The 12,434-nt window shown below is 46.2% G+C and carries 9 protein-coding genes; 6 read left to right on the top strand and 3 right to left on the bottom strand.

Features of this window, described 5'->3' with window-relative positions:
• Window positions 1–76 precede the first annotated feature (76 nt).
• The gene (locus NYR53_RS24840) at window positions 77–1,579 is read left to right on the top strand and encodes an alpha/beta hydrolase family protein (protein WP_261301812.1); all 1,503 of its coding nucleotides are present in this window, start codon (window positions 77–79) and stop codon (window positions 1,577–1,579) included.
• Window positions 1,580–1,715: 136 nt separating this feature from the next.
• On the opposite strand, the gene NYR53_RS24835 is transcribed toward NYR53_RS24840, so the two are convergent.
• Entirely contained in the window at window positions 1,716–2,375 is a 660-nt protein-coding gene (locus NYR53_RS24835; RefSeq protein ID WP_261301811.1) for a class I SAM-dependent methyltransferase, read from the bottom strand.
• Window positions 2,376–2,825: 450 nt separating this feature from the next.
• Between NYR53_RS24835 and NYR53_RS24830 the strand changes: the two genes are divergently transcribed.
• The 5 genes from NYR53_RS24830 (at window position 2,826) to NYR53_RS24810 (ending at window position 11,275) form a co-directional block, all read left to right on the top strand.
• Window positions 2,826–5,594 carry a peptidase G2 autoproteolytic cleavage domain-containing protein gene (locus NYR53_RS24830; RefSeq protein WP_261301810.1) on the top strand — a complete coding sequence of 923 codons (2,769 nt, stop codon included), beginning with the start codon at window positions 2,826–2,828 and terminating at the stop codon, window positions 5,592–5,594.
• Between the two features lie 265 nt (window positions 5,595–5,859).
• Window positions 5,860–6,270: a hypothetical protein gene (locus NYR53_RS24825; RefSeq protein WP_261301809.1), complete on the top strand. Its 411-nt coding sequence runs from the start codon at window positions 5,860–5,862 to the stop codon at window positions 6,268–6,270.
• Between the two features lie 123 nt (window positions 6,271–6,393).
• The gene (locus NYR53_RS24820) at window positions 6,394–6,651 is read left to right on the top strand and encodes a nuclear transport factor 2 family protein (protein WP_261301808.1); all 258 of its coding nucleotides are present in this window, start codon (window positions 6,394–6,396) and stop codon (window positions 6,649–6,651) included.
• Between the two features lie 637 nt (window positions 6,652–7,288).
• Window positions 7,289–9,706 (top strand): RNA polymerase recycling motor HelD, encoded by a 2,418-nt coding sequence (gene helD / locus NYR53_RS24815; RefSeq protein ID WP_261301807.1) that lies wholly within the window; start codon window positions 7,289–7,291, stop codon window positions 9,704–9,706.
• A gap of 99 nt (window positions 9,707–9,805) precedes the next feature.
• Window positions 9,806–11,275, top strand: coding sequence for an MDR family MFS transporter (locus tag NYR53_RS24810; RefSeq protein ID WP_261301806.1), 1,470 nt, complete (start codon window positions 9,806–9,808; stop codon window positions 11,273–11,275).
• 125 nt (window positions 11,276–11,400) lie between these two features.
• On the opposite strand, the gene NYR53_RS24805 is transcribed toward NYR53_RS24810, so the two are convergent.
• Both NYR53_RS24805 and NYR53_RS24800 read right to left on the bottom strand, forming a co-directional pair.
• Window positions 11,401–11,610 carry an arylamine N-acetyltransferase gene (locus NYR53_RS24805; RefSeq protein ID WP_261301805.1) on the bottom strand — a complete coding sequence of 70 codons (210 nt, stop codon included), beginning with the start codon at window positions 11,608–11,610 and terminating at the stop codon, window positions 11,401–11,403.
• A gap of 181 nt (window positions 11,611–11,791) precedes the next feature.
• On the bottom strand, window positions 11,792–12,424 hold the full coding sequence (locus tag NYR53_RS24800) for a nitroreductase family protein (RefSeq protein WP_261301804.1): 633 nt from the start codon (window positions 12,422–12,424) through the stop codon (window positions 11,792–11,794).
• Window positions 12,425–12,434 lie beyond the last annotated feature (10 nt).

The raw sequence follows: 12,434 nt of genomic DNA, 5'->3' as shown, positions 1-12,434 counted from the left end.
ATCGATAGCTTAGGCCAGCCTGGCAGGATAAGATTGGAACAAACGAAAATAGAAATTTTTAAAAAGGAGAATCGAGATGAGGCTGTTTGAACAGTTGCTTTTTTTGTCAAACATCGGCTTGTTTGCATTAACAGTCCTATTAAAAAAAGGACGGCGTAGAATTCCAGTATTCGTTGCAAGCGGGATCGCCACACTTTTACTGGTCATTCATTGGACGGTGGAAGGATACAGAGTTCAGCTATTTTTCCCATATTGCATAACGATCATTTTTTTAGCCATTTCAGGTTATAGCAGTTTTAAAAAAAACGGCCAAAAAAAAATCCCACGATTCATGTTGGGTTCAGCTTATACCGCTATAGTGATAATGCTGGTCGTAACAGCGGGTCTCATGTTTGCTTTTCCTGTATTTAAACTACCTGAACCGACAGGCGAATTTAAGGTAGGAACGCAAACTTTTCATTTCGTGGATACAAATAGGGAAGAGATTTTCGACGAAGCTAGAGATGGTAAAAGAGAATTGATGGTTCAGGTATGGTATCCGGCTCAAGCTCGCACCGGCAAGTACGCTCCCTTTATTCCCGATACCCAGATTTTACGTTATATGGCCGGTAACTATGGCCTTCCCGGGTTTACTTTTGGGCACCTGAGGTACATATCCAGTCATACTTATTCGGGGGCCGAAGTCTCTTCGGCACAGACTTCCTACCCGCTGATCCTTGCGAATCCCGGCTTCGGCTCTTCCAGGTTCCTCCACACGTCGCAAGCCGAAAATCTCGCGAGTCACGGATATATCGTGGCAGTGATCGACCACACCTACAATACATTTGCAACCGAGTTTCCGGACGGTCGAATCACGACCAGCACAACCAACGACTTATTCTCACCCGACCATGATTACCGCACGGAAAGGGAAAATCGCGACAAGTTGGGAAAAGTTTTAACCGACGATGTAGCGTTTGCGCTCGACCAATTCGAGCTCATCCAATCGGGGCAGATTCCAAGTCATCTAAAAGGGAAGATGGATCTCAGCCATGTCGGGGTGTTCGGTCATTCCATCGGCGGAGCGACGGCCTATGACGCTTCATACGATCCGCGAATCGCGGTTGGAATTGACTTAGATGGAGGGCTTTATCGACTGCATGAGAGAGAGGGTCTGCTGAAGCCGTTTTTGTTCATGAACTCGGAAAGCGAATTCGAAAGATTAAAAATGGTGAAGGATAACCGTGTCTACACGGATGCAGAGCTTAACCGTATGGGCAACACAAGAGAGTGGATGGATCAAGTAAAGGAAGACAAAAAGGTAGAGCTTGAACGGATGCGCGAAACGGTTGCCGCAGGGGGACAATTCCTCTATATCGACAATACGGAGCATTTGAATTTTACCGACGTACAGTCCATTTCTCCGATTTTCAAAATGCTGGGTGTTACAGGAAAGATTGCGCCCGAAAGAGCGAACTCCGTTATCAATGCCTATATGCTGGATTTCTTCGATAAGTATCTAAAAAATCAAGGCGGAATCTTAATGAAAGGACCGGATAGCCGCTTTCCGGAGGTGAAGTTCGTAACCTCGCTATTATAATTATGGAACAGGCTACCTAGCAATTCGACGAAATCTCGAAGCATCAGGTAGAATACCACCCACTCTGAGATTTTAGTGAAAAAGTTTACCTTTGCAGTTGTATAGCTTTGTTCATGTTTTTATAAAAAGGAACCTTCTATTTATAAAGATAGACAAATAAACTAATACCCTCTTTTTTGATATTGTAGTTCTTAAAAGGAGTTTCTTTTAAAAGTGACTCAACATCTTTTTTTGTGTAAGCACCTTGTTTTAGGAAAGTTTTAAATGCAAATTTCACAAAATGCTTGTCAAATCCTTTCATTCCTGTCTGTCTAATCTCATTGTTAATATCTTCAGATGTTGCCTCATAATTCATATCGATGATTAGGGATGTTCCCCCTTCTATTAGCACTCGATGCATTTCACACAAAGCCTTTACCGGATCCTTAAAGTTCTTAAATGCAGCACTGCAAATAATAAAATCAAAAAAATTATCTTCACATGGTAGGTTAGATGCGTTACCTTCCTTAAAATTAACCGAAACATTTGCTTCTTTTGCATTATATTTTTCAATTTTCACAAAGTCCGGGCTTATCTCGACTCCAGTAACGTTAAACCCTTTCTTGGCGAGTTCAATCGACAAATAACCCGGCCCAGGTGCAACTTCCAAAATATTTGCACTTTTGCTGACTAAAGATGCAACTTCATTCGCATATTCTTGCATTTGAGTCATTCGACTTTTGCGAGAATTCTTATCATACCACTTTGCAGTTAAGCCATAAATACCGACATCCTTGTTTTTACGTATGTTTTTCATCAAAAATATCTCCTTTTAAAATTAGATCGATTCTTTCAGCATCTTTTCGATTTCATTATATGTGATCAATCAGCGCGTCTGAACCATCTGGCGGATGAAATGAAGCTCCGTCTTCAGACGGAGTCGTCAATAGGTAACAAAGGTAGGGATCAGATAGTTCAATAAAACAGCGATAGTCTAGGACACTATTTAACTTGTCCATGGCTACCGCTGTTTCTGTTTTTTGGCTCTGTAAATTACTTATTTTACGGAGTATAACCGCTATGTAATTCGAAGAACCGAATGGGAGACAATGTTAAGAAGGGAAACTAACGGTAGATCCTATGAACATGTTTATGTATGCATAATATGAATTTTTGTTGAAAAAGCATAGACAAGAATACAAGAGAAATGAATAACTGCCAATATATTAATTATATTAAAATACTTCTTTAAAAAGGAGAGGAAGAAATGGCTAATGAGTGTAATCAAAACGCTACAGGATTATGTTCAACTGCAGAAGGACAAAACACAACGGCTAGCGGTAACTTCTCCCATGCAGAGGGATTAAACACAACAACTAGCGGAATTGCCTCTCATGCAGAAGGCTTTCAAACTAATGCAACATTTGATACTGCACATACAGAAGGGAATAAGACTACTGCCAGTGGAAGTGCATCACATGCAGAGGGATTCCAAACGTTCGCGAGTACTGATACAGCACACGCTGAGGGGAATTCAACGACAGCCAGTGGATCTGCATCTCACGCAGAGGGATTCCAAACGCTCGCGAGTTTTGATACAGCACACGCGGAAGGTAATACAACGACAGCCAGTGGATCCGCATCTCACGCAGAGGGATTCCAAACGCTCGCGAGTTCTAATACAGCACACGCGGAAGGGACTTTAACGACAGCTAGTGGAATTGCTGCTCATGCCGAAGGAGAAGGAACAACGGCTAGCGGAAGGGCTTCTCATGCTGAAGGTGGAGCAGTAGATCAAGTAGGCAATTCAGCTCCAACGTTGGCGAGTGGGAATAGTGCTCACGCGGAAGGAGTTGGAACAACTGCAAGCGGATTTGCGTCTCATGCGGAAGGCGGAACACCAGATATTACTTCATTTCCAGCTCCACGGGCACTAGGAGATTTTTCTCATGCTGAAGGAATTGCTACAACTACAACAGTCAGCGGACTAGGATCTCATGCTGAAGGAGGGGAGACAACCGCTAGTGGATCAGTTTCCCACGCGGAAGGAGCAAGAACAACAGCAAGTGGCGATGTTTCCCACGCAGAAGGGTTAAATACAATTGCCAGTGGAGACAATTCTCATGCCGAAGGAGATAGCACAACAGCAAGTGGAGTTTCTTCACATGCAGAAGGTGCAAATACAAACTCAAGTGGTCAGTCTTCCCATGCGGAAGGATCAAGTACAATTGCCAGTGGAGATAATTCCCATGCCGAAGGAAATAGTACACAAGCCCGAGGAGTAAATTCCCACACGGAAGGTCAAAACACATCTACAGGACCCTTGGCAATTTCTGCTCATGCGGAAGGGTTTATTACAATGGCCAATGGATTTTCATCACATGCCGAAGGTGTATCTTCAGTAGCAAGCGGAAGCATTTCTCATGCAGAAGGAGATACCACAACAGCAAGTGGATCAATTTCCCATGCAGAAGGACAAGGTACAATTGCAAGTGGAGATAGATCCCATGCCGAAGGTGGCAGTACAACGGCAAGTGGGTCTAACTCACATGCAGAAGGTAGCTCCACAACAGCAAATGGATTTGCTTCACATGCTGAAGGTGCAAATACAAACTCAAGTGGTCAATCTTCCCATGCGGAAGGAGATACAACAACAGCAAGTGGATTTGCTTCACATGCGGAAGGAAGAAATACAACAGCAAGTGGAAATAATTCTCATGCGGAAGGATCAATTGCAATTGCCAGTGGAGATAATTCACATGCCGAAGGAAATAGTACACAAGCCCAAGGAGTAAATTCCCACACGGAAGGTCAAAGCACGTCTACAGGACCATTGGCAACTTCTGCTCATGCGGAAGGGTTTAATACAATAGCTAATGGATTTTCATCCCATGCCGAAGGTGTATCTTCAGTAGCAAGCGGAAGTACTTCTCATGCAGAAGGAGATACCACAACAGCAAGTGGAACTAATTCACATGCCGAAGGATCAAATACAACAGCAAGTAGCGATAATTCCCATGCCGAAGGAAATAATACAATGACAACTGGATTTGCGGCCCATTCCGAAGGTAATGGTACAACTGCAAGTGGAACTTCTTCCCACGCAGAAGGAACCAATACAACTGCAAGTGGAACTTCTTCTCACGCAGAAGGAACCGGAACAACCGCAAGTGGATTTGCTTCTCATGTCGAAGGAACAGGTACAACGGCAAGTAGCGATTCTTCCCACGCCGAAGGTAGCGGTACAAGGGCAACTGGATTTGCGGCCCATGCCGAAGGATCAGGTACAATTGCTAGCGGGGATTTATCTCATACTGAAGGATTGAGTACAACAGCCAATGGTTTCGAAGGAGCCCATATTATGGGTAGAAATGGAGCTGTTAATGCTACAGATGGGGATCCAACTTATTCATGGAATGTAGCTTTTGGAGCAGTAGCCTATGACGCCACAGGTTTAGTTGGAAAACTTTTGAATAACGGCAATATGTTTGTGGACGGAGCATATTTAACTCCAGCAGGTGATTATGCAGAAATGTTTGAAACAGCCGATGGAAACTCGATTGATGTTGGCTATTTCGTTACTGTGTCAACAGAAGATAAAATCCGAAAGGCCGCTTCAAATGATCTATTTATTTTGGGAATAACAAGTGCAACACCAGGTCTGCTAGGAAATAGCGGATGCTTACGTTGGCAAGGAAAATATCTGACTGATGAATGGGGACGAAAAAAATATCATGAGGTTACCATTCCAGCTCCAAAAGACCAAGAAGGAAATGTAATCATTCCAGAAAGAAAAATAATGCAGCCTATACCCAACCCAGAATGGAACCCTCATGAAGAATATACCTCTCGTGTAAATCGTCAAGAATGGGTAGCCGTCGGATTAATTGGTCAAGTACTGGTTCGAGATGATGGGACTTGTGAAACCCATGGATATTGTTGGTCGAATGATGATGGAATTGCAACAAAATCGGAGAAAGGATATTTTGTATTAAAACGTACAGGTCCTAATCAAATCCTGATTCTGGTTCGTTAGGGAATGAACATAGTGTATTTATTTTAATACAAAGAAATTATTATTAATCAAAGTAAAAGAATGTGAGTTTGATTTAGGTACTTCGGTTCTTCCGTATTGCACTAATGGAGAACTATAGTGACATAATAGAAATGAAGTAGGCTGCCGGTGAAACAATCGGTAGCCTCAGTTTTGTCCCCTCGGTGAGATTTAAATTTCTCGCGCGGTACTATAAAAAAATATGACTGTGAATTTTTTTAAATGTAACCTACACTAAAGCCTATTAATGATTGATTATAAGGAGACAGGTGATGGTATGTTTGTAATTATTGTTATTATCCTGAGTATATTTACTATAGTAGTTGCTGGAATTACTAATACTATATCAATGAGCCAAAACAAAGTAGTTATCGTGTCCGTTGAAATCATTGTTTCGATTGGACTTCCAATCTTACTATTTAACCTCTATGAACAATGGTTTCCGGACTACTATAGTCATGGATTTTTAGCAGGTATGGGTGCGCTAGTAGCTGCAGCAGGGATGTTAATTGCAAATTTGGTACTTCTAAGTCCCATGCTAAATCTTTTATGTAAAAAATATGCTGAGAACTCTCACAGAAACATGTTATTTCTAATTATCCCATTTATTATATTTTCTGCTTTCGGGCAATTTTGCATTATGTTTTTGCTGGATTAAGAGAGATATGCGACTACATACATATAATCATCATGCCTCAAACTGGGCAGCCTGTTTGAGTTACCTTACGGCCCTGCAGGTTTTCCAACGATCAAGGAAGGGAAAGCCGATCTCTTCGACTACATGCAGAACTTTCCGAAGCATTTCGAAGTCCAGTTCACGGACCTGGAATTTCACCTGACCATCGATCCGGAATTGGTGATTGCAGAATTCAAGTCGGTTGGGAAGCACCGGGAAACGGGTAACCCGTACAATCAGATCTATATCAGTGTGGTTCAAACGAAGGACGGTCTCATCACACAATATCGCGATTTCTGGAATCCGTTGGTTGCGATCGAATCCGTCGGCAGCGTGAATGATGCTGTCCGTTTCTCGGAGTAATAGTTCCTTAGTATCGATCAGTCAAGGAGATCCTGCTCCCTTGACTGATCGAGCTTGATTGTATGGCCGCCGATCATGCGTTAACCGGATGGTTACAAAAACAATTTCCGTAAAAGAACTTTATTTTCCTGAATCATTATGAGGGGCGAAAGCCTCTCTTCTTTTTTTACAGATTAAGAATATTTGTTGATGAGAGAATAAAGTTCTTTATTTAGCCGCTCTTGCCATACCGAGAGATTCTCCTATGTTTCAACGGGTTCAAGTGTTTTCATTCTTTTGCCATATCAAATTAAGTTAAGGGTGCCCCTGAAGAAGTTCGAGCACGCGTCTCCGCCTACAACATAACCTGTTAAATTCAGAGCCAGTGGACAAAAAAAGATGACCCCTGATGAATTCGATGAATTCAAGGGTCATCTTTTGGCAGCTGAACTCAACGTTCAGCTCAGTCTGAGCTAACAAACAAAAAAATAAATTGAACAAAAAATAACGCTATGATATAATCGGTAGCGTTGCTGACAAATTAAATTAAAGAGTGTATCCATTATTGTTCCTACTTTAATTGTACATCTGGAACTTTGATTTGTCAATGCTCTTTTTTATCCCCAAAAAACGGAAGAAGGAGTGTGTTCAGGGAGAGATGGATACGAAGGATTGGCGGCAGGAACAGGAGCGGCTGGAACGGGTCAGGAACAAGCTTCAGGCGAGGATCGCCGAACTGGAGCCGGAGGTTGCCGGGCTGCGCGATCAGGCTACGGACATCCGCAAGCGGTTTTGGGAAGAAGTTACGATCAACACAAGCACGTACGAAGATTTCGAAGAGACCTTCTATACGATTAACCAGCAGTCCGCGGTATTGGCCGAACGGGAGCGCGGCCACAAGCTGTTGACGCAGCAATGGAAAAGCATGAACCGTCTGCTCCCGTCTCCTTATTTCGGACGCATCGACTTTCAGGAGGATGGTCTGGACCTCAGCGAGCAGATCTATATTGGTGTATCTTCCTTCGTCGACGAAGACGGATTGAGCTTTCTGATCTATGACTGGCGTACGCCAATCGCTAGCCTGTACTACGACTACTCCCCCGGCCTGGCGTCTTATGTCACGCCGGCTGGACGAATCGAAGGGACGATGGAGCTCAAACGGCAGTTTCAGATTCAAAATGGGCAAATCCGCAACATGTTTGACGCGAGCGAAACGATCGGAGACGAATTGCTGCAGCAAGTGCTCGGCAAAGGTGCGGACTCGCAAATGAAGAGTATCGTGGCAACCATCCAGAAGGAACAAAACGCCATCATCCGTAATGACAAAAGCCGGATGCTTATCGTACAAGGGGCGGCCGGCAGCGGTAAAACTTCCGCGGCATTGCAGCGGGTGGCGTACTTGCTGTACAAACACCGCCAGACGATCAGGGCTGATCAGATCGTTCTTTTCTCACCGAATCCGATGTTTACCAGCTATATTTCCACCGTCCTTCCGGAGCTCGGTGAAGAGAATATGCAGCAGACGACTTTTCAAGAATATCTCGACTATTGGCTAGGTTCCTCGTTACGGCCGGAGGATCCCTTTGATCAGATCGAATATGTACTGACCGCACTAGGAGCGCCGGGGTATGAGGCTCGTCTTCGGGGGATCGAGTATAAGACTTCCGAGGCTTTCCTGCAAGCCTTGCAAAACTATGGAGTGTGGTTGGGTCAGGGAGGCATGCGATTTGGCGGCATTCGGTTTCGGGATCGCGATTTGATTACCGCGGAGCGAATGAGAGCGAAATTTTACGGTTATGACCGTTCCCTGCCACTCTTCAATCGTGTCGTTCTCTTGCAGGAATGGCTGCTGAATGAACTGGCTTCGCTGGAACGCATGGAACTGGAAGCGCCTTGGGTAGAGGAAGAGTTGAATTATCTCGACACCGAGCAGTACGAGGAAGTTTTCGGAATGCTGCATAAAGATAGGGAAGTATTCGACGTTGCGGAACAATACGCCGTAATTCGCGAGAAAATTAACAAGAAGCGCCGGGAAGATGAGGGCGACTTTGACTTCGCCCAAAGGGAGGAAGATTTGCTCCGCCGAAGGATCGTGAAAGAAAGCTTTAAACCGCTAAGGAAAAGTGTGAAGAAACTCTCGTTTGTAGATGTTAAAGGTATATATGGTCAATTGTTTGAGGGCGAAGCCGCTTATCGGGAGAAAACGAATGGGGCCGTCATCCCCCCGCTGTGGTCTGAAATATGCAGGCAAACTAAGGAAACGCTGCTCCGAAACGAGTTGTTTCACGAGGATGCGACTCCGTATTTGTATGTAAAAGAACTGATCGAAGGCGTCCGGACGAACACGGAAATCCGGTATGTCTTCGTTGATGAGGGTCAGGATTATTCGCCGTTTCAATATGAATATCTCAAAAAGCTGTTTCCCCGTGCCCGGATGACGGTGCTCGGCGATTTCGGGCAAGCAATCTTCATGCAAGCTACAAGTTTGGACGCACCCGATTCGCCGCTGGTCCGCCTTTTCGGCGAAGCCGAAACAAGCCTTGTCCTCTTGGTACGCAGTTATCGTTCAACCAGGGAGATTGTTGAATTTACGAAATCTATGCTTCCTGGCGGAGAAGAAATTGCACCGTTTGAGAGGGAAGGCCAAAAGCCCCTGCTGACGAGAATGGACGGCGGGGAGAAGCGTGATGCGCAAATTCTGGCAGACATCGCGGCGCTCATGGCCGAGGGCTTCGATTCTATCGCCGTCATTACGAAGACCGCAGCCGAAAGCCGGGAGGCCCATGAATCGTTACGGATTCATGGAGGCGAAGCCCTTCAGCTTATTACGAAGGAGACGCTAAACTTTGAAAAAGGAGTGATGGTCATTCCCGTGTATCTCGCCAAGGGTGTCGAGTTCGATGCAGTCTTGGTCTATGATGCTTCGTCCGAAGCTTACGGCCGGGACAACGAAATCAAGCTTCTTTATACGGCGTGTACGCGGGCCATGCATCGGCTTCATCTTTACACGACGGGCGATTGGTCGCCGTTCGTGCAGGCGTTGCCTGCGAATTTATACGAGAAAGCGCCATATTGACGGATCGGGGGATTTGTTCCTCGACCATTATTTTCATCCATACACAGCTCGATGAGCAGAAAGCAGGGACTTATGTCAGCTCCTACACAAACAAAACAGATGGTAGCCGGCGGAGACGACTTCTCGCTGAAAGCCATTCTTCCGCCGCTTATGGCGATTATTGTCGGCATGATCATGGTTATTCTGGACAGCACTGTCGTCAATAATGCCATTCCGAAACTCGTTGATTACTTCAACACCGATCTGAAGACGATCCAATGGACCGTCACTGGCTATACGCTGGCCTTATCTGCCGTTATCCCGCTTGCAGGCTGGATGACCGATAAATTCGGCTCCAAGCAAATTTTCATGATTACGATCGCTCTGTTCACGATCGGCTCCGTGTTGTGCGGCATCGCGCAAACTCCGGAACAGCTAATCATTTACCGCATCATTCAAGGCTTAGGCGGCGGCATGGTGTCCCCGATCGGGATGGCCATGGTGTTCAAGCTCGCGCCTCCAGAGCGCCGCGGATCTATCATGGGCGTACTCGGCATCCCCATGCTGATGGCACCGGCGTTCGGTCCGGTGCTATCCGGCTGGCTGGTCGATTCTGTCAGCTGGCACTGGATTTTCATCATCAATCTGCCGATCGGCATTATCGCCTTCATTCTTGGGTATAAATATTTGCCGAAATCAGACCGTCATACGGCGCCGCATCTGGACGTCATCGGCATGTGCCTCGCGCCGATCGCCTTCTCCATGCTGGCGTACGGCGTAAGCGAAGGCGGCACCAGTTGGTCCAGTGCTTCGACAATCACGGGCTTGACTGTCGGCGGCGTTGCGCTCATCCTCTTCATCTTCGTGGAACTGTCACAGAAGCAGCCGCTGCTGGAGCTGAAAGTATTTAAATCGTCCGACTTTACACGCAGCATCATCTTGACGTGGATCGTACAGCTCGCGCTGTTCGGCGCAATGCTGATCGTGCCGCTGTACCTGCAAAGTGTCATGCACTACACCGCGCTTGAAACGGGCTGGATCCTGATGCCGCAGGCGCTATGCGCGGGAATCGGCATGCCGATCAGCGGCCGGCTGTTCGACAAGATCGGCGCGCGTCCGCTCGCCTTCGCCGGTCTTGCCGTCGTATCTATTTCCCTGTTCATCTTGTCCGGCATATCGGTGGATACCTCGCTGTGGGTTATCATCTTGTGTATCTGCATCATGGGTCTCGGCATGGGCTTCTCCATGATGCCGCTCAACACGCATGTCCTGAACTCTGCGCCTCGCCGTCTGGTGAGCCGCGTTACACCGCTAACAACAGCAGCTCAGCAAGTCGTCGTCTCGTTCGCGGTCGCGGGCTTGACGGGTTATCTGACATCGCAAATCACTTCCCACGCCGCAAGCGAGGGAGCGAACGCGAATCCGCTGAACGCCGTCGTTGCGGGTTACGGCGACACGTTCTTCCTGTCCGCGTGCATCGCGACAGCGGGTGTCGCACTGACGCTCCTTCTGCGTAAACCGAAGATGCAGGAAGAAGACGGAACCGCCGGAGGGGACAATCCGGACCCGGCGATGATGTTGAGTCACTAATCGCGAATCGGATCGGATTCGCTCGTAAGCAAATAGCCTTGGCCGATAGTCGGCCAAGGTTATTTTTGCTGATCATGTTAGTCTGTAAATAACGAGAAAGTGTGTGGCAATGGAATTGGTAGGAGTTACATCCCAAAATACGGATTCAATAACAATTTAAATCTCACGCTGTCGATGTCCTCTTTCGTCATTATCCCATGATCCCATTGTGTAAAAGAATGATCAGTTAATGTTATATTTCCGCCTTTTGTCATTTTTGTAATTAACCGATGCTTATTAAATCGAGATTCCGGATGTTCTGCGATAATCTTTTGTATATCTTTGCATTCCGCCATATCGCTTATTGGATTTTGGGAATCGAAGGCAACGTTCTGTGTTCAATTATACTAAAATTTTCGAAAGGGATGGTTGTTGCTGTTTTTTCGAGAATGAAATGCAAGCTTTCAATCGTCAAGTTTATGTTTGCCGAAAGACCGATTCGTTTACGAAATAATGCATTCAGGGATGCTGCCATGCTCAGAAATGATTCCAGACAATCGTCTGTTCCACTGGGAGGCGAGAGCTCGGACGTGCAGGTTGGGCTGCTTTGCCAATCGCGACCAGCATGACCGGAACATACCGGGACGGGACGTCGAACGCTTCGACGAATTGTTCGGCATCGTATCCGCCCATCGGACCTGAATCAAGTCCTTTCGCCTTGGCGGCGAGCATAAGCTGCATCGCGGCTAAGGATGCATTGCGAATGGCTTCATCGCGTGGAGCAGTGGGCACATTGTTGTATTGGTATTCAATTTGGTCGAAAATGCTCAGCTTGACCTTCTCAGGCAATAGGCCAGCTGCTACATCCGGGCCATAGATGGCTTCGGCGTTCAGATTGGCTTGAAGGTCTCCAAGTATGGCGACCACGACTGCTGCCTCGACGACTTGCTTCTGGCCGTAAGCGATAGGCAGCAGCTTCTCTTTGGCCGCTTGGTCGATAATGGCGAGAAACTTCCAATGTTGAAGGTTCCAGGCTGAAGGTGCGCTTATCGCAATCTCCAGAAGTTCCTTAATCTCTTGTTCGCTCATATTGTGTGAAGCGTCATAATGTTTGACGGAATGACGTTCCTTGACGATGGTCAAAAAATCGGTTTGGTTAATGGATGACATATTAAATTCA

The sequence above is a fragment of the Paenibacillus andongensis genome (assembly GCF_025369935.1).
GTDB lineage: Bacteria > Bacillota > Bacilli > Paenibacillales > NBRC-103111 > Paenibacillus_E > Paenibacillus_E andongensis.
The sequence above is the reverse complement of the archived record's forward strand: the minus strand, read 5'-3'. Positions and strand labels throughout refer to the sequence as shown.